This window comes from Kitasatospora sp. NPDC004289 (genome assembly GCF_053602875.1).
The window spans coordinates 296417-319406 of the sequence record NZ_JBSGEL010000001.1; the positions used below are offsets into that span (position 1 = coordinate 296417).

26 protein-coding genes and 1 tRNA gene are annotated in these 22990 nt (G+C 72.9%); 17 read left to right on the top strand and 10 right to left on the bottom strand.

Features of this window, described 5'->3' with window-relative positions; all coding sequences use genetic code 11:
• Nucleotides 1–46: 46 nt before the first annotated feature.
• The 10 genes from ACWEPF_RS01360 to ACWEPF_RS01405 all read left to right on the top strand — a co-directional run bounded on the left by ACWEPF_RS01360 (nucleotide 47) and on the right by ACWEPF_RS01405 (nucleotide 6560).
• Nucleotides 47–394: an SCO3933 family regulatory protein gene (locus ACWEPF_RS01360; protein WP_452170918.1), complete on the top strand. Its 348-nt coding sequence runs from the start codon at nucleotides 47–49 to the stop codon at nucleotides 392–394.
• 5 nt (nucleotides 395–399) lie between these two features.
• Entirely contained in the window at nucleotides 400–1779 is a 1380-nt protein-coding gene (locus ACWEPF_RS01365; protein WP_452170919.1) for an FtsK/SpoIIIE domain-containing protein, read from the top strand.
• Between the two features lie 96 nt (nucleotides 1780–1875).
• Nucleotides 1876–2571 carry a DUF2637 domain-containing protein gene (locus ACWEPF_RS01370; RefSeq protein WP_452170920.1) on the top strand — a complete coding sequence of 232 codons (696 nt, stop codon included), beginning with the start codon at nucleotides 1876–1878 and terminating at the stop codon, nucleotides 2569–2571.
• 13 nt (nucleotides 2572–2584) lie between these two features.
• Nucleotides 2585–2776 carry a mobile element transfer protein gene (locus ACWEPF_RS01375; RefSeq protein WP_452170921.1) on the top strand — a complete coding sequence of 64 codons (192 nt, stop codon included), beginning with the start codon at nucleotides 2585–2587 and terminating at the stop codon, nucleotides 2774–2776.
• Nucleotides 2777–2789: 13 nt separating this feature from the next.
• Nucleotides 2790–2978 (top strand): hypothetical protein, encoded by a 189-nt coding sequence (locus tag ACWEPF_RS01380; protein WP_449796083.1) that lies wholly within the window; start codon nucleotides 2790–2792, stop codon nucleotides 2976–2978.
• 16 nt (nucleotides 2979–2994) lie between these two features.
• The gene (locus ACWEPF_RS01385) at nucleotides 2995–3531 is read left to right on the top strand and encodes a DUF6197 family protein (protein ID WP_452170922.1); all 537 of its coding nucleotides are present in this window, start codon (nucleotides 2995–2997) and stop codon (nucleotides 3529–3531) included.
• A 100-nt stretch (nucleotides 3532–3631) separates the two neighbouring features.
• Nucleotides 3632–3814: a hypothetical protein gene (locus ACWEPF_RS01390; RefSeq protein WP_452170923.1), complete on the top strand. Its 183-nt coding sequence runs from the start codon at nucleotides 3632–3634 to the stop codon at nucleotides 3812–3814.
• A 130-nt stretch (nucleotides 3815–3944) separates the two neighbouring features.
• On the top strand, nucleotides 3945–5219 hold the full coding sequence (locus ACWEPF_RS01395; RefSeq protein ID WP_452170945.1) for a replication initiator: 1275 nt from the start codon (nucleotides 3945–3947) through the stop codon (nucleotides 5217–5219).
• Nucleotides 5212–5415 carry a helix-turn-helix domain-containing protein gene (locus tag ACWEPF_RS01400; protein WP_449796079.1) on the top strand — a complete coding sequence of 68 codons (204 nt, stop codon included), beginning with the start codon at nucleotides 5212–5214 and terminating at the stop codon, nucleotides 5413–5415. Before ACWEPF_RS01395 ends, ACWEPF_RS01400 begins: the two co-directional genes overlap by 8 nt.
• Nucleotides 5412–6560: a tyrosine-type recombinase/integrase gene (locus tag ACWEPF_RS01405; RefSeq protein ID WP_452170924.1), complete on the top strand. Its 1149-nt coding sequence runs from the start codon at nucleotides 5412–5414 to the stop codon at nucleotides 6558–6560. Before ACWEPF_RS01400 ends, ACWEPF_RS01405 begins: the two co-directional genes overlap by 4 nt.
• Nucleotides 6561–6636: 76 nt before the next feature.
• On the opposite strand, the gene ACWEPF_RS01410 is transcribed toward ACWEPF_RS01405, so the two are convergent.
• Together ACWEPF_RS01410 and ACWEPF_RS01415 are read right to left on the bottom strand one after the other, a co-directional pair.
• Nucleotides 6637–6710 (bottom strand) — tRNA-Pro (locus ACWEPF_RS01410).
• Nucleotides 6711–6811: 101 nt separating this feature from the next.
• Nucleotides 6812–7753, bottom strand: coding sequence for a metallophosphoesterase (locus tag ACWEPF_RS01415; RefSeq protein ID WP_345286973.1), 942 nt, complete (start codon nucleotides 7751–7753; stop codon nucleotides 6812–6814).
• 306 nt (nucleotides 7754–8059) lie between these two features.
• Here ACWEPF_RS01415 and ACWEPF_RS01420 point away from each other — a divergent pair, with 306 nt between their 5' ends.
• On the top strand, nucleotides 8060–8512 hold the full coding sequence (locus tag ACWEPF_RS01420; protein WP_345286971.1) for a GatB/YqeY domain-containing protein: 453 nt from the start codon (nucleotides 8060–8062) through the stop codon (nucleotides 8510–8512).
• 164 nt (nucleotides 8513–8676) lie between these two features.
• On the opposite strand, the gene ACWEPF_RS01425 is transcribed toward ACWEPF_RS01420, so the two are convergent.
• Nucleotides 8677–10926 (bottom strand): transglycosylase domain-containing protein, encoded by a 2250-nt coding sequence (locus ACWEPF_RS01425; RefSeq protein WP_452170925.1) that lies wholly within the window; start codon nucleotides 10924–10926, stop codon nucleotides 8677–8679.
• A 400-nt stretch (nucleotides 10927–11326) separates the two neighbouring features.
• On the opposite strand from ACWEPF_RS01425, the gene ACWEPF_RS01430 reads away from it, so the two are divergent.
• Complete coding sequence (locus ACWEPF_RS01430; RefSeq protein WP_345286967.1) at nucleotides 11327–11650, top strand: WhiB family transcriptional regulator; 324 nt, start codon at nucleotides 11327–11329, stop codon at nucleotides 11648–11650.
• Nucleotides 11651–11854: 204 nt separating this feature from the next.
• Here the strand turns inward: ACWEPF_RS01430 and ACWEPF_RS01435 are convergent, their stop codons facing one another.
• Complete coding sequence (locus ACWEPF_RS01435; protein WP_452170926.1) at nucleotides 11855–13015, bottom strand: ArsA family ATPase; 1161 nt, start codon at nucleotides 13013–13015, stop codon at nucleotides 11855–11857.
• Nucleotides 13012–14070 carry an ArsA-related P-loop ATPase gene (locus tag ACWEPF_RS01440; RefSeq protein ID WP_449796075.1) on the bottom strand — a complete coding sequence of 353 codons (1059 nt, stop codon included), beginning with the start codon at nucleotides 14068–14070 and terminating at the stop codon, nucleotides 13012–13014. The genes ACWEPF_RS01435 and ACWEPF_RS01440 overlap by 4 nt, the downstream gene beginning before the upstream one ends.
• Nucleotides 14071–14358: 288 nt before the next feature.
• Between ACWEPF_RS01440 and ACWEPF_RS01445 the strand changes: the two genes are divergently transcribed.
• The 5 genes from ACWEPF_RS01445 (at nucleotide 14359) to ACWEPF_RS01465 (ending at nucleotide 17126) form a co-directional block, all read left to right on the top strand.
• Complete coding sequence (locus ACWEPF_RS01445) at nucleotides 14359–14514, top strand: DUF4177 domain-containing protein (RefSeq protein ID WP_345286961.1); 156 nt, start codon at nucleotides 14359–14361, stop codon at nucleotides 14512–14514.
• Complete coding sequence (locus tag ACWEPF_RS01450) at nucleotides 14514–14978, top strand: RidA family protein (RefSeq protein WP_345286959.1); 465 nt, start codon at nucleotides 14514–14516, stop codon at nucleotides 14976–14978. Before ACWEPF_RS01445 ends, ACWEPF_RS01450 begins: the two co-directional genes overlap by 1 nt.
• 205 nt (nucleotides 14979–15183) lie before the next feature.
• On the top strand, nucleotides 15184–16029 hold the full coding sequence (locus ACWEPF_RS01455; RefSeq protein WP_452170927.1) for an NUDIX hydrolase: 846 nt from the start codon (nucleotides 15184–15186) through the stop codon (nucleotides 16027–16029).
• Nucleotides 16030–16122: 93 nt separating this feature from the next.
• Nucleotides 16123–16308 carry a hypothetical protein gene (locus tag ACWEPF_RS01460; RefSeq protein WP_345286955.1) on the top strand — a complete coding sequence of 62 codons (186 nt, stop codon included), beginning with the start codon at nucleotides 16123–16125 and terminating at the stop codon, nucleotides 16306–16308.
• Nucleotides 16305–17126: an MBL fold metallo-hydrolase gene (locus ACWEPF_RS01465; protein WP_452170928.1), complete on the top strand. Its 822-nt coding sequence runs from the start codon at nucleotides 16305–16307 to the stop codon at nucleotides 17124–17126. Before ACWEPF_RS01460 ends, ACWEPF_RS01465 begins: the two co-directional genes overlap by 4 nt.
• Before the next feature lie 67 nt (nucleotides 17127–17193).
• Here the strand turns inward: ACWEPF_RS01465 and ACWEPF_RS01470 are convergent, their stop codons facing one another.
• From ACWEPF_RS01470 to ACWEPF_RS01490, 5 genes are all read right to left on the bottom strand, one after another.
• On the bottom strand, nucleotides 17194–17868 hold the full coding sequence (locus tag ACWEPF_RS01470) for a Crp/Fnr family transcriptional regulator (protein WP_030288117.1): 675 nt from the start codon (nucleotides 17866–17868) through the stop codon (nucleotides 17194–17196).
• A gap of 197 nt (nucleotides 17869–18065) precedes the next feature.
• On the bottom strand, nucleotides 18066–18494 hold the full coding sequence (locus ACWEPF_RS01475; RefSeq protein ID WP_452170929.1) for an SRPBCC family protein: 429 nt from the start codon (nucleotides 18492–18494) through the stop codon (nucleotides 18066–18068).
• A gap of 102 nt (nucleotides 18495–18596) precedes the next feature.
• Nucleotides 18597–19085 carry a carboxymuconolactone decarboxylase family protein gene (locus tag ACWEPF_RS01480; protein ID WP_452170930.1) on the bottom strand — a complete coding sequence of 163 codons (489 nt, stop codon included), beginning with the start codon at nucleotides 19083–19085 and terminating at the stop codon, nucleotides 18597–18599.
• Nucleotides 19086–19156: 71 nt separating this feature from the next.
• Entirely contained in the window at nucleotides 19157–20110 is a 954-nt protein-coding gene (locus ACWEPF_RS01485; RefSeq protein WP_452170931.1) for a sigma-70 family RNA polymerase sigma factor, read from the bottom strand.
• Nucleotides 20111–20254: 144 nt separating this feature from the next.
• The gene (locus tag ACWEPF_RS01490) at nucleotides 20255–22930 is read right to left on the bottom strand and encodes an ATP-binding protein (protein WP_452170932.1); all 2676 of its coding nucleotides are present in this window, start codon (nucleotides 22928–22930) and stop codon (nucleotides 20255–20257) included.
• Nucleotides 22931–22990 lie beyond the last annotated feature (60 nt).

Consider the following 22990-nt stretch of genomic DNA (forward strand, 5'->3'; position numbering starts at 1 on the left):
GTACATGAGTGCATGAGCTTCCCTCTTCTAGGGGAGAAGATCGGCCATGGCCACCTTCAAGATCGACACTTCGACCGCCTTCGTCTTCGTGGTCGTCCCGCCCGCGCCCAAGCTGGTGAGCAAGCAGACCGGTGAGGTCGCCATCGACCGTGAGACCGGGGCTCGGATGCTGACCGTCGGCCTGACCATCGCGGATGAGGGGGAGGCGAACCTCTACACCGTCGTGGTGCCGGAGACCGGCGTGTCCGAGGGGCTGGGCATCGGGATGCCGGTCACGCTGATCGGGCTGCGGGCGCGATCCTGGGAGAACGAGTTCAACGGCCAGAAGCGGCACGGGATTTCGTTCCGCGCGGCGGCCATCACGTCCCTCGTCCCGGCCGCTGTGAACGGCTGACGGCGATGTCGGATCTGCTGACGCTCGCTGAGGTCGGTGCCCCGGCCGCCGCTCTGCTCGGTGGTGCGGCGTACGCCCGGGCCAAGGCGCCGGCCGCGTACTGGACCACGGTCGGACTCCCGGCCACTGCGGCTCGGTTCACCGCGACCTACGGCAGCACCATGGACGCCTGCGGCCTGACGGTGGAGCCCTCCCGGCTCCGGGTTTTCCTCCTGCGGGCGACCACCCGCCGGGAGATCCGGCCGGTGCCGCCGAAGATCCGCAGGGTGCGGCCGACCATGACCGGACTGCGCGTCCGGCTCCGGCTCGCCCCGGGGCAGGAGCCCGCCGACGTGGTGGCCTCGGCCGAACGCCTGCGGCACGCCTGGGGAGTCCACTCCGTCAACGTGGTCGTGCTCGGCCCCGGCCTGGTCGAGTTGCGGATGACCGGCTACGACGTGCTCCGCAAGGTGCGGATGCCGCGCCGCCTAGCGGCCGGTGAGCTGCTGGTGCCGGTGGCGCTGCGGGGTGACGGGACGGCCTTCGTCCGGGACTACCGGGCGGTGCCCCACTGCCTCACCCTCGGCGCGACGCTCTCCGGCAAGTCGGTGTACCTGCGCAACCTGATCGCCGAACTCGCCAAGCGGAACGTCGCGTTGGTCGGGATCGACTGCAAGCGCGGGGTCGAGCACGCCCCGTTCGCCCCTCGGCTGTCCGCACTGGCCACCGACCCGGACGAAGCACGCTCGGTGCTCGACGCCCTGGTGGACGAGATGGAGCAGCGGTACGAGCTCATCCGCCGATACCAGGGGATCCCCGGCAGCGTGGCCGACGGCGAGATCACCTCGGACGTGTGGGGGCTGCCCGCCGAGCTGCGGCCGGTGCCGATCGTCCTGCTCGTGGACGAGGTGGCCGAGCTGTTCCTCGTCGCCACCCGCAAGGAGGAGGAACGCCGGGACCACATGGTCACCCAGCTGATCCGGCTCGCCCAACTCGGCCGTGCGGCGGGGGTGTTCCTGGAGGTCTGCGGCCAGCGTTTCGGCTCTGAGCTGGGCAAGGGTGCCACGATGCTCCGTGCCCAGCTCACCGGCCGGGTGGTCCACCGCGTGAACGACAAGCCGACCGCCGAGATGGGCCTCGGCGACATCTCGCCGGAAGCCGCCTTCGCCGCGACCCAGATCGCCCCGGAGACCCCCGGCGTCGCGGTCGCGGGTGACTCCTCCGGAGGCTGGTCCCGCATCCGGGCCCCGTACCTGTCCATCGCGGATGCGGCCCGCATCTGCCGGGAGAACGCGCACCTCGCCCCGGACCTGCCCATCCTCGCCGCGTTCCGCCCGGCCCGCCCGGTGGTGCCCGCCCAGGGCCACGGCCCGTCGCTGGCGAAGCCGCGGCTGCTGACCGACTGACCCATTCACCGCATCGGCCGGCGCGACCGCATCGCGCCAAGCCCCTACCCCGTCACGCCCTCGACCAGGGCGCCGTTCACGGAAGGAGGTCCACCGATGCGCCTGCCCCGACCGGACCCCGTCCTCGTCCAAGCCGCCATCGCCGGGGCCCTCTCCTTCGCCCACCTGCACGATCTGGCCGAAGCTGCAGGGCAGTTGGGCTGGAAGGCATGGGCCTACCCGATCTCGGTGGACCTGCTGCTGGTCGCCGCCTGGCACCGCATGCGGACCCTGCGCGCTTCCGGTGCCACTGCCCGCGCGGCCTGGACCTGGTTCCTGATCGCGCTGGCGGCCTCCCTCGGCGCCAACGTCGCCACCGCCGGACTGCTCGACCTGGGCAACGTCCCGGCCTGGCTCCGTATCCTCGTCGCCGGTTGGCCCGCACTGGCCTTCTTCGGCGGCACCCTGCTCGCCCACTCCCGGCCGGCACCGCACGATACTCCCGCCGAGCCCGAATCGGCCTGGGGCGTCGACGCCGATGAGGCTCAACTCCCGCTCTACGAAGCCGAGTCAGAGCAGATCGGGGAGCACCACCAGGTGCCGGAAGCCGTTTCCGCCCCTGAGCCGGTGCCCGCCCTGCCGGCCGCCGCTCCGGCGCCGATCGCCGTACCGGCCGCGCTGATCGACCACGCCCGCAAGGTCGTCGACGACCACCGCGCCCGCACCGGCACCCCGATGGACACCGACACCCTGCGCATCCGCCTCGGCGTCCCGCCCCAGCTCGCCGCCGCCATCGCCGCCCAACTCACCTGACGGAGGTACCCCCATGGTCCGGCCCATCCGCCCGCGCAACGTGATCCGCATCGGCCCCGTGCAGGTCGCCACCTACTACGACGGCCGGGGTCGCGAGAGGCACACCGCGGTGTGCACCGCCCCGCGCTGCGGCTTCTCCGCCGACTACGACTCGCGTGCCGCCGCCGAGATCGCCGCCCGAACCCACCGCTGCTCCATCCGCTGACAGGAGACCCGCCATGAACGTCACCCTGCCCCTGGTCCTCGTCCTCGGCGCCGCCACCTGGGCCGCCGTGAAGATGCTCGGCCTGCGCCTGTGGGTCGTCGTCCTGATCGCCCTCTTCGGCTTCTACGTCGCCGACACCTTCGTGGCCCCGCTCATCGACCAGACCACCCGCACCGGCGTCAGCGCCGTCACGCCCAAGTAGAACCGGAGGAACCGCGATGCCCGCCACCCTGCTCCTCCCGCAGACGCTCGGCCTCGGCCCGGACGGCGCGCTCCTGGTCGCCGAGATCGAGGCGTACCTCGCCTCCCTGCCGCAGAACGCCCGCGTGGCCGTCCCGCTGATCTGCACGTACGGCAGCACCGTGCAGTCCTGGAACGCGGGCTTCCCGGCACCCCGGCCCACCCTGCTGGACCGGATCGCCCACCGCCCGGCCCGCCCGGTCCCGGTCACCATCGCGGACCACCTGCGGCTGACCTCCCGCTACATCCAGCACGCGGGCTGGCTGCAGGGCGCCCTGTGGGACGACGCCGGCCGGGTCTGCCTCCTCGGCGCCCAGGCCGCCGTCCTCGCCCACGGCTACGGCACCCCCGCCACCGTCGGCCGGGCCCGCAACCAGGTGATGCAGCTCCTCCACGCCACGGGGCGGCCCGTCAGCTCCCCGGACGTCTACAACGACGCCCCGACGACCCGTCAGGCCGACGTTCACCACCTGCTCGACCGCACTGCCGCCCGTGCCCTCGCACTCGGCATCTGACCTGTTCGACCGGCCTCGGGGCGGCAAAAGCCGCCAAGCATCCGACCGCCCCGAGGCCGCACCCCTGCCCGGACCGAAGCCCGATGAAGGAGACACGCCCATGATGCCCCAGCCCACCACGTCCCCCGCCCGGATCTGCCGCGACTGCCACGGCTTCGGCCGTGCCCACATCGCCACCGGCCTCATCCGCCGCGACGGCTCCCGCGACACCACGCCGGTCAACTGCCGCTCCTGCAACGGCCTGGGCACCGTCGCCCTTCGCCTCGCCACCGCCCGCACCTGACACCTCCCGCCCCAGCCCCGGCACCGGAACCCAACCGGCGCCGGGGCCCTACCTCGCCGGAGGTGAACCCGTGAGCACCACCACCGCCCCGCCGATCGCCGACCTCCTCGGCCTCGCCCGGCTCGGCACCATGCCCGCCCTCATGCGCCAGCTCTCCGGCCTCGCCGGATGCACCACGCCCATCCGCCTCCACGGCTGGCGCACCGAGATCAACCAGCACACCGGTCAGGTCCTGCACCACCTGGAGTCCGCCGAACTCCCCGCCGGGAACCTCCTCGTGCGCTGCGGCAACCGCCGCACCACCCGCTGCCCGTCCTGCGCCGAGACCTACCGCCGCGACACCTACCACCTGATCACCGCTGGTCTCACCGGCGGCAAGGGCACTCCGGAGACCGTCGCCGCACACCCCAGAGTGTTCGCCACCTTCACCGCCCCCAGCTTCGGCCCGGTCCACAACCGGCCCTCCGCCGGCCGCTGCCGCTGCGGCACCGCCCACCCCGCCGACGACCCCGCGTTGGGCTCCCCGCTCGACCCCGAGCGCTACGACTACGAAGCCGCGGTGCTCTGGAACGCCCACGCCGGCAAGCTCTGGGCTCGCTTCTCGATCCTGCTGCGCCGTGCCGTAGCCAAGCGGGCCGGGCTGACGCAGCGTGAGTTCCGCGAGCACGCCCGGATCTCCTTCGGGAAGGTCGCCGAGTACCAGAAGCGCGGCGCGATCCACTTCCACGCCGTCATCCGCCTCGACGGCCCCGAGGGCGGCTCCCAGCTTCCACCGGCCTGGGCCACCGCCGAGCTGCTCACCGACGCGATCCGCGACGCTGCCCGCCGCACCGACATCCCCGGCCCGCACCTCGACGGCCGCGACCACCGCTTCGCCTTCGGCCGGCAGCTCGACATCCGGACCATCCGCAGCGCGGACTTCACCGGCACCGCCCAGCTGACCGACCGGGCCGTGGCCGCCTACATCGCCAAGTACGCCACCAAGGGCGCCGAGACCGCCACCGGCACCCTCGACCGGCCGCTCAAGCTCCTCGCCGAGATCGCCACCCTCGACGTCCCCGAGCACGCCCGCCGCCTCATCCGCACCGCCTGGACCCTCGGCGCCCGGCCGGAACTCGCCGAACTCCGCCTCCGGGCCTGGGCCCACATGCTCGGCTTCCGCGGACACTTCTCCACCAAGACCCGCCGCTACTCCACCACCCTCGGCGCCCTCCGCGCCGCCCGCGCTGCTTGGCGCCGCGCCCAGACGCTTGAACACCTCGGCCTCGACCAGGCCGACGACGAGAGCACCCTCGTCCTCGCCCACTGGGTGTTCGCCGGCACCGGCCTCGCCCCCGGCGAGTCCTGGCTCGCCGCCGCCGTCCAAGCCGCCCCCGGAACGGAAGGAGAACCCACCCGTGGCTGACGCTGTGCCAGCTCCGGCGCTCTACCGCATCTCCGACGCGATGCTGACGCTCAGGATGAGCCGGACGGTGATCTACGACCTGATCCGGGCCGGGCGCCTCCGGACGGTCAAGGAGGGCCGTGCCCGCCGCGTCCCTGCCTCCGCCATCGCGGAGTACGTCGCCCTCCTGGAGCGCGAAGCCAGGGAGGCCGCGTGACGGCCCGTCGAAGCCGCGGGGACGGCGGATTGCACTGGGACGAGAAGCGTCAGCGCTGGATCGCCTCCGCCAGCCTGGGCTACGACCCGAGCGGCAAGCGGATCGTCAAGAAGGGCAGCGGCCGGACCAAGACGGAGGCCAAGAACAAGCTCAAGGAGATCCTCCGGGACTACGACGACGGCTTGGCCGTCGCGCCGACCAACTACACCGTCAAGGACGCGGTCCTGGACTGGCTGACCTACGGACTGACCGGCCGGGACGAAGGCACCGTCGAGACCTGCACCAACCTCTGCCAGAACCACGTGATCCCCTCGCTGGGCGCCCGCAAGCTCCGGGACCTGGGCGCCGAGGAGGTTGACCGCTGGCTGGCCAAGAAGGCCGAGACGCTCAGCACCCGCACCCTCCAGGCCATCCACTCGTGCCTGAACCGGGCGGTGAAGCGGGCCATGGCCCGGGACAAGGTGAAGCGCAACGTGGTGGAGCTGTGCTCCGTCCCGACCGGACAGCCCGGCCGGCCGTCCAAGGCGCTGACGTTTGCTCAGGCGGAAGCGGTGCTCAAGGCAGCGGAGACGTCCTCCAGCTACGCCTACATCGTCGTCTCGCTGCTGACCGGAGCCCGGACCGAGGAACTGCGGCCCCTGACGTGGGATCACGTCTTTCTCAAGGGCCACCCGGAGGCCGATCCGCCCGTGCCGCCGTACATGGCCGTCTGGCGGTCGGTGCGCGCCGGCGGGGACACCAAGACCCGGCGCTCCCGCCGCACCATCGCGCTCCCCGCCCGCTGCGTCGAGGCGCTGCTCGACCACTGGGTGGACCAGGGCTGGGACCGCTACGCCGCCGACGAGAATTGGCAGGAGAACAACCTCGTCTTCCACTCCGCGGTCGGCACCGAGCTCGACCCGTCCCACGTCCGCCGGGCCTTCCGCTCAGCCCTGGCCGGCGCCGAAGGGATCGACCCGGCGGAGTGGACGCCGCGCGAGATGCGGCACAGCTTCGTGTCGCTGCTCTCGGACAAGGGCGTGCCGCTGGAGGAGATCTCACGGCTAGTCGGGCACTCCAGCACGGCGGTCACGGAGGAGGTGTACCGGAAGCAGATCCGCCCGGTGATCCAGACCGGCGCGACCGTGATGGACGAGCTCTTCTGAGGCTTAGTCACTCAGATAGTCACTCAGCAACGACAGAGGCCCTGCCGGATTTCTCCGGCAGGGCCTCTGCACTGGGTCGGGGTGGCGGGATTTGAACCCACGGCCTCTTCGTCCCGAACGAAGCGCGCTACCAAGCTGCGCCACACCCCGGTCCTGCTTCGTTGCTCTCCGTCTCCGGTGCAACGAGTAGAACTCTATCGGACGGGCGCCGAGAAGCGAAATCCGGTTTCTCGGGGCTGTGAGCTGGGGTGTCAGCGGCGGGTGGTGAGGGTGAGGAGGGTGGCTTCCGGGGGGCAGGCGAAGCGGACGGGGGTGTAGCGGTTGGTGCCGCAGCCGGCGGAGACGTGGAGGTAGGACTGGTGGCCGCCGGCGCGGTGGGCGGAGAGGCCCTTGACGCGGCGGGCGTCGATGTCGCAGTTGGTGACGAGGGCGCCGTAGAAGGGGACGCAGAGCTGGCCGCCGTGGGTGTGGCCCGCGAGGATCAGGGGGTAGCGGTCGGCGGTGAAGGCGTCGAGGACGCGGAGGTAGGGGGCGTGGACGACGGCGAGGGAGAGGTCGGCGTCGGGGGAGGGGCCGCCGGCCACGGCGTTGTAGCGGTCGCGGCGGATGTGGGGGTCGTCGAGGCCGGTGAACTCGACGTCGAGGCCGGCCAGCTTGAGGCGGCCGCGGGTGTTGGTGAGGTCGAGCCAGCCGGCGGCGTCGAAGCCGTCGCGGAGGTCGGTCCACGGGTTGTGGACGGCGCCGGTGATGCCGCGGCGGCCGGTGCCGTCGGGGTTGTTGAGGCCGTGGACGCCGGTGCGGAGGGCCTTGAGGTAGCGGGTGGGGCTCTTCCGGGCGGGGCCGTAGTAGTCGTTGGAGCCGAAGACGTAGACGCCGGGGAAGTCGAGCAGGGGGCCGAGGGCGTCGAGGGTGGCGGGGACGCCGAGCGGGTCGGAGAGGTTGTCGCCGGTGTTGACCACCAGGTCGGGGCGCAGGCCGGCGAGGCTCTGGAGCCAGCGCTGCTTCTTCCGCTGACCGTCGACCATGTGGATGTCGGACACCTGGAGCACCCGGATCGGCCGGGCCCCTGCGGGCAGGACCGGCACCTCGACCCGGCGGAGCCGGAAGGAGCGGACCTCGTAGCCGGCGGAGTAGGCGAGGCAGGCGGCGCCGGTGGCGGCGATTCCGAGCGGGACGGAGTACAGCGGTCGCATCGGTCCATGCTCTCAGACTGCTGATCGCACCGAGAACGTCCCCGGGCTGATCGTCCGTCAGGAGGGCGGGCCGGGGACGTCGTGGGGGCCGGGGGAGGAGCTGAGGCGACGGAGGGTCAGGAGCAGCCCGCCGCCGGGTGCGGGCAGGGCGGTTTCGGCGAGGTGGTCGGCGGCCACGGTGGTGCTGGACGGGGTGGGGGACGGGCCGGCGGCGGGGGCGGCGGGGGTGGTGGAGAGGGCCGGGTCGGACGGCCGGGTGGGAAGAATGGGTTTGCCCGGTGGCGGGCGGCGGCGTAGGAATGCTGCATGACTACGCTCAAGCAGCAGCTGCAGGAGGACCTCACGGCTGCGATCAAGGCCCGGGACGAGCTCCGCACGTCCACCATCCGGCTCACCCTCTCCGCCGTCACGGCCGAGGAGAAGGCGGGCAAGACCGAGCGCGAGCTCGACGACGCCGAGGTGCTGAAGGTGATCGCCCGCGAGGCGAAGAAGCGCCGGGAGGCGGCCGAGGCGTTCGACCAGGCCGGCCGTGTGGAGTCGGCCGTGCAGGAGCGGGCCGAGGGTGAGGTGCTGGCGCAGTACCTGCCGAAGCAGCTGAGCGACGAGGAGCTGACCGCGATCGTCGCGGAGGCGGTGGCCGCCAGCGGGGCGACCGGGCCGCAGGGCATGGGCGCGGTGATGAAGCTGGTGAAGCCGAAGGTGGACGGTCTGGCGGAGGGTGGCCGGGTGGCCGCTGCGGTGAAGGCCGCGCTGCAGTAGCAGGGAGCGGGAGTCGGTTCGACAGTCGGCACGTCGGTCGGCACGCCGGTCGGCACGCCAGTCGTGACGGAGCCCCCGACGGCCCGTGCGGAAGCCGGAGAACGTGAGAGAGGGCCACCCCCGATGCGGGGGTGGCCCTCTGACGTGGGGTCAGGCGGGGCGGGTCAGCGGTGGCCGCCGTTGCCCCAGCCGCTGCCGTTCCCGTTGCCGCCGTTCCCACCGTTGCCGCCGCCGATGATGCCGGGCGGGAGGGTGAAGTTGCCGCCGATCAGGCCGCCGGCGGCCTGGCTGCCGTCGTTGGACGGCGGGGTGGCGCCGGGGGAGGCGTTCGGGTCGGTCTTGGGCTGCGGGTCGGGGATGTTCACGGTCTGGAAGGAGCCGCGCGGGGTGCCCATCAGCACCTCGTTCATGGCCATCTGCCAGATCGGGCCGGGGCCGGTGGCGCCGTAGACCGAGTCGAAGCGCTTGCCACCGATCTTGATGTTCTTCATCGAGACGTAGGTGGTCGGGCCGCCGAGCCAGACCGCGGTGGCCAGTTCGGGGGTGTAGCCGTTGAACCAGGCCGCGTACCGGTTGTCGGTGGTACCGGTCTTGCCGGCGATCTGGCGGCCGTCGTCGAGGCCGAGGGAGGAGCCGGTGCCCTTCTCGGTCACGCCGAGCAGCAGGGTGTTGATGGCGTCGGCGGTGGTCTCGCTCATCGCCTGGGTGCAGTTCGGCTGCGGGACCGGGAGCTGGGTGCCGGCGTTGTTGACCACCGACTTGACCGCGATCGGGGTGCAGAACTTGCCGCGGGCGGCGAAGGCGGCGTAGACGCCGGCCATCGAGAGCGGGCTGACCTCGCGGGCGCCGAGCACCATGGACGGCACCTCGGGGAAGGCCGCGCCGCTGGCCAGCGCCTTGATGCCGAGCTTGTTGGCCATCTGCTTGAAGGCGCAGAGCCCGGTCTCCTGGGCCATCTGGATGAAGTAGGTGTTGACCGACTTCGCCATGGCCTCCTTGAGCTGGTAGGGGCCGACCTCGCTCTTGCTCTCGTTCTCGATGGTCGACTTGTCGGTGTTCTTCCAGGTGCCGTTGCAGGTGGTCATCGACGGGTACGGGATCTTGTAGTCCGACGGGTACTGCTGGGTCACCGGGGTGCCGTTCTCGATGGCCGCGGCGGCCATGATCGGCTTGAAGGTCGAGCCGGGGGAGAAGCCGTTGCCGCCGCCCATCGCCGCGTCGACGTTGAGGTTGAGCACGGTCTGCTTCTGGTTGCCGTCGAGGCCGTACGGGCGGGTCTGGGCCATCGCCAGGATCTCGCCGGTGCCGGGCTTGACCATGGTCATCGCGGCCGAGACGTCGTCGGTCGGGTAGACCTTGGTGGTCACCGCCTTGTGGGCGGCGGCCTGCTTCTGCGGGTCGATGGTGGTGTAGATCTTCAGGCCGCCCTGGGACCAGAGCTTCTGACGGTCCGTCGCGGTCTTGCCGAAGGCCGGGTCCTGCTTCACCACGTGGCGGACGTAGTCGCAGAAGAAGCCCATGCCGTTCTGCGCGGTGATGCAGCCGTTCAACGGCTCCTTGTACTTGAGGCCCAGCGGGGCGGCGGTGGCCGCCTTGGCCTCCTCGGCGGTGATGTGCTTGTTCTCCAGCAGCTTGCTGATCACCGTGTCGCGGCGGATCTGGGCCGCCTTCGGGTGCAGCACCGGGTCGTACGCCGAGGGATTCTGCACCAGGCCGGCCAGCATCGCGGCCTCGGGGACGGTGAGGTCCTTGGCGCTCTTGGAGAAGTAGCGCTGGGCCGCCGACTCGATCCCGTAGGCCTGGTGGCCGTAGAAGGTGATGTTCAGGTAGTTGGTGAGGATCTGCTCCTTGCTCAGCTCCTCCTCCAGCTTGACCGCGATCTTCAGTTCCTTGATCTTGCGGCCGAGGCTCTTCTGGGTGGCAAGGAGGAAGGCCTCCTTGTCGTCGCCGGCCTGCTCGACGAAGACGTTCTTCACGTACTGCTGGGTCAGCGTGGACGCGCCCTGGGTCGCCTCGCCGGACTCCGCGTTCTTGCCGATCGCGCGGGCCACGCCCTTGAGGTCGACGGCGCCGTGCTCGTAGAAGCGGGCGTCCTCGATGTCGACCTGGGCCTGCCGCATGATCGGGGCCATCTGCTCCTTGGTGAGGATGGTCCGGTCGCGGTCGAAGACCTTGGCGATCAGGCCGCCGCCGGCGTCGTAGATGTACGAGGCCTGGGAGAGGGTCGGCGTCTTGAAGTCCGTGGGGACGTTGTCGAAGCTCTCGGCGGTGTCCTTCGCGGTCAGGCCGAGCGCGCCGATCGCGGGCAGCGCCATCCCGGCGACCAGCACTCCGGCCAGCACGCTGATGCCCAGGAACTTGAGTCCGAGCCCGGCCTTGTCAAGCGGGGAACCCGCGGGTCGCTGAGGTGCCATGGGGAGAACACTACGTCGCTGATTCCCGTACAAGGGGGCAGGTGTTCGCCTACGCTTGTCACAACACTGCGACAGCTTCGCTCTGTTCATGGTCATCACTCTTGTGAGTGATGAGCTTTGCCCGAATTGACCCGCTTTCAGGTGGTCTACTGGCGGGTCCGCCGGCGACGGTGTGGCAGAGGGTGACGAGAGTGGTCGGACGGGTTCTGACAAGGCCTCCGACCTGCGATCACTCCAACGGGTGAGTGGATGGATACCCATAGTCCGATCGGGTCATTTGAGATTGGGCCCGAAGGGGCTGTTGCGTCCTGGCGTTCTTCCGTAACGTCCTCAACTGGCAGCGGTGAATATGCCGTTGCCGCCGTGGGGGAGCCCCGATTCGGGAGAGGACGGCGCCGGGATGGGCTGGGTGGACGACTGGAGTGCGCAGGCTTCCTGCCGCACGAGTGATCCGGACGAGTTGTTCGTACAGGGGGCGGCGCAGAACCGCGCCAAGGCGGTCTGCAGTGGCTGCCCGGTCAGGACGGAGTGCCTGGCCGACGCCCTGGACAACCGGGTGGAATTCGGTGTCTGGGGAGGTATGACCGAGCGGGAGCGGCGGGCGCTGCTCCGCCGCCGGCCGACGGTGATGTCCTGGCGCAGGCTGTTGGAGACGGCCAGGACGGAGTACGAGGAGTCGCTCGCCACGGGCGTCATCCTCACCGACTACGCCCAGGCGGGCTAGTCGCGGTTCAGGACGATCCGTCGGGCGGATCGGTGTCCGGGTGGGGGAGCCCGGGCGGTGATCGGCCCGTACGGCTGTGTGGGGGTACGCCCGCTGAGTGCCGCGGTGCCGCCGTTCGGCGGCGTGGGTGCTCAACGGGCGTGTCGCACGTGCGGCGCCCAACGGGCGTGTCGTAGGGGCGGGCTGACGGTCAGTCGGTCGCGGTCAACCGGTCGGCTCGCCGCCCAGTCGCGCGCCGATGGCCCGGAGGCCGTCGAGGTCGTGCACGTCACCGGGCAGGGCCGGCACCTCGACGATCGGCACGTCCGGGTAGACCGAGACGAAGCGGTCCCGGGTGAGCCGCTCGCGGTCCATCACCTGCATCCGCTCGGCGTGCAGCCGGAGCAGTCCGGCGGCCAGCGTCTCGGCCGCCACGTCGTGCTCCGCGCGCGCCTCGCCGGAGCCGTTCTCCTCGAGCGTCTCGGCGGCGGCCAGGGCCCGTTCGGCGGTGAGCTGCGGCGCGCCGGTGCCGTGCACCCGGTTGAGCACCAGTCCGGCCAGCGGCATCTCGTCGGCGGCCAGCCGGTCCACGAAGTACGCGGCCTCGCGCAGGGCGTCCCGCTCGGGGGCGGCGACCACCAGGAACGCCGTGCCGGGCGCCTTGAGCAGCTGGTAGGTGCGGTCGGCCCGCTCGCGGAAGCCGCCGAACATCGAGTCCATCGCCGAGACGAAGGTCTGCACGTCCGTCAGCAGCTGGGCGCCGAAGACCTTCCCGAGGGTGCTGGTGACCAGGCCCATCCCGACGTTCAGGAACTTCATCGCGCTCCGGCCGCCGACCTTGGCGGGGGCGGTCAGTATCCGGATCAGCTTGCCGTCCAGGAACGAGCCCAGCCGGTTCGGCGCGTCCAGGAAGTCCAGCGCGGAGCGGGACGGCGGGGTGTCCACCACGATCAGGTCCCACTCCTCGGCCGCCCGCAGCTGGCCGAGCTTCTCCATCGCCATGTACTCCTGGGTCCCGGCGAAGCCGGCCGAGAGCGACTGGTAGAAGGGGTTCTCCAGGATGGTCCGGGCCCGCTCCGGGTCGGCGTGGGCGATCACGACCTCGTCGAAGGTCCGCTTCATGTCCAGCATCATGGCCTGGAGTTCGCCGTCCCCCTTGGCGCCCTTGACCACCCGCGGGGTGTTGTCCAGCTCGGTCAGGCCCATCGACTGGGCCAGCCGCCGGGCCGGGTCGATGGTCAGCACCACGACCTTGCGGCCCTGCTCCGCCGCGCGCAGGCCGATCGCCGCGGCGGTGGTGGTCTTGCCGACCCCGCCGGAGCCGCAGCAGACCACGATCCGGGTCGCCCGGTCGCCGATCAGCGCGTCGATGTCCAGCCCGGTCATGCCGCCCCCTGCCGCTTGAGCTCGCCGGCCAGGCGGTACAGCCCGCCCAGGTCCACCCCGCCGCCGAGCAGCGGGAGTTCGTAGGTGGGCAGCTTCAACTGCTGCACCGCGGTCCGCTGTTCGCGCTCCAGCTCGACCCGCTCGGCGTGCTCCCGGGCCTGCTCCAGCAGCGGGTCGATCAGCGGCTCCACCGCGGCCCGCACGGTGGCGGCCGACTTGGAGCGGCCGCCCAGCCCGGCCTCGCCGAGGGCCGTCGCGACCTCCTCGCGGTGGTCGCCGTCCACCGCGGCCACCGCCGCCGCGTCCAGCACCGGCGGGCGCACCATGTTCACCAGCACCCCGCCGACCGGCAGCTTGGCCTCGCGCAGTTCGCCGATGCCGTCCACCGTCTCCTGCACCGGCATCTCCTCCAGCAGGGTCACCAGGTGCACGGCCGTCTCGGGCGAGCGCAGCACCCGCATCACCGCCTGGGCCTGCCCGTGGATCGGCCCGAACCTGGCCAGCCCGGCCACCTCGGAGTTGACGTTGAGGAACCTGGTGACCCGTCCGGTCGGCGGCGCGTCCATCACGATCGCGTCGTAGGCCCGCCGGCCGTCCGGCCCCTTCCGGCGGGCGGCCTCGCAGGCCTTGCCGGTGAGCAGCACGTCCCGGACCCCGGGTGCGATGGTGGTGGCGAAGTCGACGAAGCCGACCTTCTGCAGCGCCTTCCCGGCCCGGCCCAGCTTGTAGAACATGTCGAGGTACTCGAGCAGCGCCAGCTCGGTGTCGATCGCCAGCGCGTACAGCTCACCGGCCGGCCCGCGGCCCGGCAGCCCGAGCTTGGCGGGGGAGACGGTGGCCACCTTCCGCTCCTCGTACGGCAGAGCGGCTATCCCGAACAGCTCGGCGATGCCCTGCCGGCCCTCCACCTCGATCAGCAGCGTCCGGCCCCCCTCGGCGGCCAGCGCCAGCGCGAGCGCGGCGGCGACGGTGGTCTTGCCGGTGCCGCCCTTGCCGCTCACCACGTGGAGTCGGACCCCCTCCCAGTCCGGGCCGTGCCGGTCCTGCTGCTCCACGCTCCGCCTCCGTGCCTCTCGGGTGCCGGCGTCAGCCGACGTCAGGAGCTGCCGTTGCCGACGGGCCGCCGAAGACGTGCCGCCGAAGGTGCTCTCCCGCGAGGGTAACCAGCCGCCGCCGCGGATGCCGGGATTCCCGGAGGGGCGACGGAGGTACGGCCGACGTCCGGCGGACCTCCGGCGGACGCGCGACGGACGCGCGACGGACGCGCGACGGACGGGTGACCCCTGACGGAGAACCGACGGCGGGCGACGGTCCGTGGGTGAAATGGCACTAGAGTCGGGGCCATGACCAAGTGGGAATACGTCACCGTGCCGCTGCTCGTCCACGCCACCAAGCAGATCCTGGACACCTGGGGCCAGGACGGCTGGGAGCTCGTCCAGGTCGTTCCGGGCCCGAACCCGGAGCAGCTGGTGGCCTACCTGAAGCGGGAGAAGATCTGATGGGCAAGGTCGAGGAGAAGCTGGCCGAGCTCGGCCTGACCCTCCCCGAGGTGGTGCCGCCGGTCGCCGCGTACGTCCCGGCGATCCGCTCCGGCGAGTACGTGCTGACGGCCGGTCAGCTGCCGATGGTGGCGGGCAAGCTGCCCAGCACCGGCAAGGTCGGCGCCGAGGTCACCGCCGAGGAGGCCAAGGAGCTGGCGCAGGTCTGCGCGCTCAACGGCCTGGCGGCGATCAAGTCCGTGATCGGTGACCTGGACAAGCTGGAGCAGGTCGTCAAGGTGGTCGGCTTCGTCGCCTCCGCCCCCGACTTCACCGGCCAGCCGGGTGTGATCAACGGCGCCAGCGAGTTCCTCGGCGAGGTGCTCGGCGCGGCGGGCGTGCACGCCCGGTCGGCCGTGGGCGTCGCGGTGCTGCCGCTGGACGCGCCGGTCGAGATCGAGTTCCAGGTCCGGGTCCGGGACTGACGTACCGGTCGTCGTCCTCGAACGGACGGCAGGGCAGCGGCCTCAGGGGCGCGGGGAACTGCGCGCAGGGGAACGGCAGCATCTGCAACTGGCTGATGGTGGGTCAGGTGCCGGTGGGCCGCCTTCCGGTTCGCGCAGTTCCCCGCGCCCCCGGTGTGACCACTTGCCCTGCCGGGCCGGGCCGGACGGCCGGTAGCATCCGGCCATGATGTCGATGCCGCCGTCGTGGCCAGCACGGATCCGGGCCCTCGCCGCGGGTGAACTCACCCCGCCGGTGCCCAAGCCCTCCGCCACCGTGGTCCTGCTGCGGGACGGCGAGGACGGCCCGGAGGCCTACCTGCTGCGCCGCCGGACCTCGATGGCCTTCGCCGCCGGGCAGTACGCCTACCCGGGCGGCGGGGTGGACCCGCGCGACGCCGAGGGCGGCTACGGCTGGGCCGGCCCGTCCCCCGCCGAGTGGGCGGAGCGGCTCGGCACGGACGAGCCGACCGCCCGGGCCGTGGTCTGCGCGGCGGTGCGGGAGACCTTCGAGGAGGCCGGGGTGCTGCTCGCCGGTCCGGACGCGGAACGGACCGCCGATCCGCGCGACTGGTCGAAGGAGCGCGCCGCGATCGAGCGGCACGAACTGGCCTTCGCCGACTTCCTCTCCGCCAACGGCCTGGTGCTCCGCTCGGACCTGCTGGTGCCCTGGGCCCGCTGGGTGACGCCGGAGTTCGAGGAGCGCCGCTTCGACACCTGGTTCTTCGTGGCCGCGATGCCGCCCGGGCAGCTGGCGGCCGAGACGGTCGGCGAGGCCGACCGGGTCGCCTGGCTCTCCCCGGCCGAGGTGGTCGAGGGCTACGGCGAGGGCCGCTACCGGATGATGCCGCCCACCGTGACCGTCCAGCGCGAGCTGCTGACGGTCCGTTCGGCGGCCGGGGCGGTGGCCGCCGGGGCCGACCGGAAGGTGGTACCCGTGCTGGGACGCGCGGAGACTTCGGGGGATCGGCTGACAGTTCGCTGGCCGGGGTATGAAGAGCTGACCATCGAAGGTATTTTTCCTCCCGAGTAGCCGTCACGATCTCCCGAAGGGACCGTGGGAGGCCGGACGCCGCTCGCCCGAAACCCCGAGAAGCACCAGCTCACACCCAGGAAGGACGATCCGATGACCCACAACGACGTGGCTCGCCGGTCGGCGCTCACCGACAACACCCTCACCGCGCGTCCGCTGACGCTCCGTTCGCTGGCCGGCCGGGCGGCCGACCGCGTGCCGGAGGAGCCGACCCTGCGGCGCCTGGAGCGGCAGCTGCCCCTGCGCAGCCTGTACCGGGTCAGCGAGGGCGGCCGGTGACCGGTCTCCTCCCGGGTGACCCCGCCGACGGGATCGGCGGCGGGGCCACCCCCCGGGCGTTCTGCGTGCTCGCGCCGAACCCCTCCCCGATGACCCTGGACGGCACCAACACCTGGCTGCTCTCCGAGCCCGGCTCCGACCTCGCGGTCGTGGTGGACCCGGGACCGCTGGACGAGGGCCACCTGCGCCGGGTCGTCGACACCGCCGAGCGGCAGGGCAAGCGGATCGCGCTGACCCTGCTCACCCACGGGCACCACGACCACGCCGAGGGCGCGGCCCGCTTCGCCGAGCTGACCGGCACCGACGTCCGCGCGCTCGACCCGGCCCACCGGCTGGGCTCCGAGGGGCTGCGCGGCGGCCAGGTGATCGAGGTCGGCGGCCTGGAGGTCCGGGTGGTCGGCACCCCCGGGCACACCGCGGACTCCCTCACCTTCCACCTCCCCGCCGACGGCGCGATCCTCACCGGCGACACCGTGCTGGGCCGGGGCACCACGATGGTCGCCCACCCGGACGGCCGGCTCGGCGACTACCTGGACTCGCTGCGCCGCCTGCACACCATGGCCGCCGAGCGCGGCGTGCGCACCGTGCTGCCGGGCCACGGGCCGGTGCTGGCGGACGCGCTCGGCGCCGTCGACTACTACCTGGCCCACCGGGCCGCCCGGCTGGCCCAGGTGGAGACCGCCGTCGAGGCGGGGTACCGGACCGCCGAGCAGGTGGTGGCCAAGGTGTACGCGGACGTGGACCGCACGCTCTGGCCGGCCGCCGAGCTCTCGGTGCGCGCCCAGCTCGCCTACCTGGAGGACCACGGCCTGATCTGACGGGCCGCCGGACAGCGGAAAGGCCCCCGCGGACCGAAGAGGTCCCGGGGGCCTTCCTGATGTCGCGTCAGCGCGAGCGGCGGGAGAGGCGCTCGACGTCCAGCAGCACCACCGCGCGGGCCTCCAGCTTCAGCCAGCCGCGGCCGGCGAAGTCGGCCAGCGCCTTGTTGACCGTCTCGCGGGAGGCGCCGACCAGCTGGGCCAGCTCCTCCTGGGTGAGGTCGTGGGCGACGTGGATGCCCTCCTCGGACTGCACGCCGAAGCGGCGCGACAGGTCCAGCAGCGCCTTGGCCACCCGGCCGGGCACGTCGGAGAAGACCAGGTCGGACATCACGTCGTTGGTCCGGCGCAGGCGGCGGGCGATGGCCCGCAGCAGCGCGATGGAGACCTCGGGACGGGCGTGCAGCCAGGGCTGGAGGTCGCCGTGGCCGAGGCCGAGCAGCTTCACCTCGGTCAGCGCGCTGGCGGTGGCGGTGCGCGGGCCCGGGTCGAAGAGCGACAGCTCGCCGATCATCTCGCTGGGGCCGAGCACGGCCAGCATGTTCTCCCGGCCGTCCGGCGAGGCGCGGTGCAGCTTCACCTTGCCCTCGGCGACGACGTAGAGGCGGTCGCCCGGGTCGCCCTCGTGGAAGAGCGACTCGCCGCGGGCCAGCGTCACCTCGGTCATGGAGGCACGCAGCTCGCCGGCCTGCTCGTCATCGAGAGCCGCGAACAGCGCGGCACGCCGCAGAACGTCGTCCACGTGCTTCCTCCTGCTGGTGGTGGATGGTGCATCCGGTCATGACTTGCATCACCAAGGATGACGCATGTCGCTCCGATCATATGAGGAGGGGTGCTGGCCGGGGGTACGGTACGGGGCCATTTGTACTCATCACGGCCGGTCGGCTACCGCCGTGAGGGTTCGTTCACCCGTACGCCGCAGCGGTGGCGCCGGACCCTTCAGCCCGCCAGGTGGGCGGCCAGGCGGTCGAGCGAGGAGTTCAGGCCGGCCTCGGCCTGCGGGCCGAGGTACTGCGGCGGCACCTCGGTCTGGTGCAGCCGGACGGCCGTGCGGCCGTCGCCCAGGTCGGTGAGGTGGATCGCGCTGCGCATCGTGGTCCCCCGGACCCGGAAGACCAGCAGCTCCGGCTCGGTGACGGTCTCGAAGACGGCGTCGAGCGGGAAGCTCCGGTCCGTCCCGTCGACCACCATGGTGCTCTCGAACCGCCCGCCCGCGAACGGCTCGATGGTGACGCTCTCCAGCGGGACGTGGGTGCCCTCCGGGCCCCAGAAGTCCACGAACCGCTCCGGGGTGACGTAGGCGTGGAAGACGTCCGCGCGGTCGGCCCGGAAGACGCGGTCGATGGTGAGCTCGCCGAGGTCGGTCATGTCGTACTCCCTGCTCCGTGGGGCTCCGGGTGAGCCTCTCGTAGGGGTGGACCGCCGACCCCGGCCGGACTCATCGGTCCCGGGGGAGGTTCTTTCCCGGGTTCAGTCCCACTGCTGCCCGGCCAGCGAGGTGACCGGCTGCGGCTTGCCGATGACGGCCAGCGCGACGAAGAAGTTGATCTGGCCGATCGCGATGGTCAGGGTGGCCATCGCCTTCTCGTCGTGGTGCGCGGCCACCTCGGCGTACAGCTCGTCGGTGACCCGCTCGCGCCCGGGCGGGGCGGGCTGCAGGGTCGCCTCCACCAGGGCCAGGGCGGCGCGCTCGGCCGGGGTGAAGCAGCGCGCGTCCTGCCAGGAGGAGACGGCGGTGATGCGCTCCTCGGTCTCGCCGGCCTTGCGGAGGAAGCCGGTGTTGAGGGTGGTCAGGTAGGTGTTGTGGACGATCTGACCGGCCCTCAGGTGCACCAGGTTGATCGTGGTCCGGGGCACCGAGCGGTTGCCCGTGGCCTTGAAGAGGGCGGCGCTGACCTCGGCCAGCTCGGGGACGAACCGGCCGGGGTCGGGCATCCGGGAGATCGACTGTGCGGTCATGACGGGTTCCTCGTCTCTGTCGGGGTCTCTCACCACACCGACGGACGGGAGCGCGGAAGTGTGACGGCCGGTCAGTCGTCCAGGCGGGGCGGCAGGCCGAAGAGCGGGAACAGCGCGTCGGTGTCCAGGAAGTTGTTCAGCCCGGTGATCCGGCCGTCCCGGACGTCCAGCACCTGGAGCGCCCAGGGCAGGAAGCCACCGGCCGGGTCGGGGCGGTACTGGGCGAAGGCCGGGGCGCCGTTGGCGGAGACCGGGAGCAGGCGGGAGCCGCGGCAGCCGCCGCCCGGGCCGTGCAGCCAGAGCAGGTACTGGTCCAGGCCGCGGAGCCACATCTCGAACGGCGGCATGGAGAGGACCACGTCCTCGTGCAGCAGGGCGGCCAGCCGGTCCAGGTCGAAGCTCTCGAAGGCGGAGACGAACTTCTCCAGCAGCTCGCTCTGGCCGGGGTCGAGCGGCCTGGCCGGCTCGGCGTCCGCCCCCGGCTGCGCGGCCAGGGCCGAACGGGCGCGCTGCATCGCGCTGTTGACCGAGGCCACGGTGGTCTCCAGCAGCTCCGCCACCTCGGCCGCCGACCAGCCCACCACCTCGCGCAGGATCAGCACCGCGCGCTGCCGGGGGGCCAGCCGCTGGAGCGCCGCGACGAACGCCAGCCGGACCGACTCGCGCTGGGCGGCCAGTTCGGCCGGGTCCCCGGCCAGCACCCAGGCGTCCGGCACCGGACCGATCCAGGTGACCTCGGGCAGCTGGGTCCCGTAGGCCTCGGAGACCGGCACCGGGCCGGTGAGGTCCATCGGCCGGGCCCGCTTCTGACGGCCCTTCAGGGCGTCCAGGCAGACGTTGGTGGCGATCCGGTACAGCCAGGTGCGCAGCGCGGCCCGGCCCTCGAAGCCCCGGTGGCCGCGCCAGGCGCGGATCATCGTCTCCTGCACGGCGTCCTCGGCCTCGAAGGCCGACCCCAGCATCCGGTAGCAGTAGCCCGTGAGCTCCCGCCGGTACCCTTCGAGCTCCTGCTCGACCTCCGCCATGACCGCCATCCGGTCCCCCCGTCGCCGCTGTCTACCTGCTGATCGGTCGACCGCCGACGCTACCCGAGCGCTCCGACGGGCCGCGGCCCTGGTCAGCGGGCGAGGTCAGCGGGCCCGGTCAGCGGGCGAGGCCAGCGGGCCGGATCAGCGGGCCGGGTCCGACAGTGCGGCGTGTGCCCGGTCGGCCAGGCCGTCGGCCCCGCAGCGCCGGGCCAGCGCCAGCCCCTCCTCGAAGCGGGGCCGGGCCTCGGCCGGGCGGCCGGCCCGGGCCAGCGCCGTGCCGAGGTCGACCAGGGCGAGGGCGTGCTCGTAGCGGGCGGGGGAGTGCTCCAGCCGCCGGACCGCCTCCTCCAGGAGGGGCAGCGCGCGCGGCGCGTCGTGCACCGCGGCGGCCAGCCGCAGGGCGCTGCCCACCGCCGCGCCGGGGCCGAACTCCTCGGCGCGGCGCACCGACTCCGCGGCCAACTCCCTTGCCCGGTCCGGGTCCTGGGGAAGCAGGGCGAGGGCCAGGTGGCCGGTCCAGGGAGCCCAGACCGGATTGCGCCAGCCACGGGCGTCCAGGGCCGCCCCGGCCCGGGTCAGCGCTTCGGCGGCCGCGGCGGCGTCGCCCCGGGCGAGCAGCAGCCGGCCGTACAGGGTCGGGGCGTCGGGCAGCACCATCACCGTGGGGAACGGCGGCTCGAAGGCGTACCGCCGCGCGAGGTTCCAGGCCTCCTCGGGCCGGCCCCGGGCGAGCAGCGTGTCGGCCAGCACCCCGACGGCGAACCACTGCAGCGGGATGCCCGGCGCGATCCGCTCGGCGATCCGCAGCGAGCGCCGCAGCAGCTGCTCGGCCTCGGCGAGGTCGCCGCAGCGGAAGTGCAGCAGGCCGGTCAGGAACAGCGCGAACCCCAGGTGCCCACCGCTCCAGCCGGCCACCTGGTAGGCCAGCACCGCCTCGTCGAACAGGGCCCGGGCCCGGTCCGCCCGGTCCGCGTAGAGGTAGGCGATGCCGAGCACACCGGGGAGTTCGAAGCCCCAGGTGGTGTTGGTCCAGCCGAGTTCGGAGGGGAGCCGGCCGTCCTCCAGGACCCACTCCGCGAGCGCGACCGCCCGGGTGGCGTCGCCGCCCCGGAGGACCAGCTCCCAGCAGCGCAGCACCGAGACGGCCGGGTCCGTCCCGTCGGCCCGGGCGTGGCTCCGGGCGTACTCCTCCAAGCGCCGGAAGCGGTCGGGCCCGTCCACCTCCTCGGCCTGGAACGCCGCGAACATCAGCGCCGCCACCTCCAGCCGCCCGCGCCCCGGTCCGGGGGCGGTCCGGTCGGCCTCCTCGGCGCAGGCCGCGGCGGCCTCGCGCAGCCGGTTGCTGTGGGCCAGTGCCTGGGCCAGCCGGAAGGTCGCGTCCACCCGGAGCGCGGCGGTGAGCCCCGGCTCCTCGTCCAGGGCCAGCCGGAGCTGGTTCACGGTGGTGGCCGGGTCGGTCAGCAGCGCCGAACAGCCGAGCTCGTACAGCACCGCGGCGCGCTCCGTCCCGTCCGGCGGCTCGCTCATCGCCCGTCGGAGGCAGCGCTGCGCCGCCTCGGGGGCGCCGGTGGCCAGGTGTTCGGCGGCGGCCCGGCGCAGGCGGTGCACCGTCTCCGGGTCGCCGTCGGGCTGCGTCTCCAGCAGGTGACGGGAGGCGGCGAGCAGGCCCAGGCCCGCGTTCTCGATCGCGGTGGCGGCGACGCCGTGCATGCCGGTGCGGACGGCGGGCGGAATGGACCGGTAGACCGAGGTGGCGATCAGCGGGTGGACGAACTCCAGCCGCCCGTCGGCCGTGCTGGTCAGCACGCGCTGCCGGCGCAGCTCACGGACCGAGTCGGCGGCGGTGTCCGGCCCCTGGGCGGAGATGGCCGCCGCGAGGTCCGGGCGGATCCCGGTGCCGAGCAGCGCGGCCGCCCAGGCGAACCGGAGGGTGCTCGGCCCGAGCCTGGACAGCCAGTGGTCCGGCGTCAGGCCCAGGGTGTCCGAGGCGAGTTCGCGCAGCTGCCCGGCGCTGCCGGCGACCGGGGCCAGCCCCTGCTCGTGCACCTCGCGCAGCAGCGCCTCGGTCGCGAACGGGTTGCCACCGGTGACCGCCCAGACCTGACGGCAGAAGGCCTCGTCCGCCTGCTCCCCGAGCGAGTCGCGGACCAGGCCGGCCACCGAGTCCGGCCGCAACGGGCGCAGTTCGTGCAGCCGGTCGGCGCTCTCCCGGATGCCCCGCAGCAGGTCCGGGGTCCGGTCGGGCAGTTCCTCGGACCGGTCGCGGCAGGCGGCCACCAGCAGCACCGGGAGCTCCCGGGCCCGCCCCGCGAAGGCGGCCAGCCAGCCGAGCGACTCCGGATCGGCCCAGTGCAGGTCGTCCACGACCACCACCAACGGCTCCAGCAGCCGGGCGAGTTGGACCAGGACGAAGTCCAGGCCGTCGCGGACGCCCTGCGGGTCGGGCGCCCCGACGGGCGGCAGCAGGCCGACGGCGGGGCCGACCACCTCGTGCCAGTGGCCGGTGACCTGCCGCTGCCCGCCCTCGCCCAGCCCGGACAGCGCGGGCTGCAGCAACTGCCGCACCACGTGGAAGGGTTCGTTGCGACGGCGCTCGCCGCCCCGGGCGAACAGCACCGTGCAGCCCGCCCGCTTCGCCAGCCGGCGGACCTCGGTGACCAGCGCCGTCTTGCCGACCCCGGCCGGCCCGCCGTAGAGCAGCAGCCCGCCGATCCCGGCCGCCCCGGTGGGGTCGCAGAGCGCCCGGACCGCCTCCTCCGCGGCCCTCGTCTCCGCCTCGCGCTCGTACAGCGCGGCCCGTTCCTGAGCTGCCCCCACGGTGTCCCCCTCGGCGCCGGACTCTCCCCCCGGCCGAGGCTAGCGCCGCGCCGGTGCCGA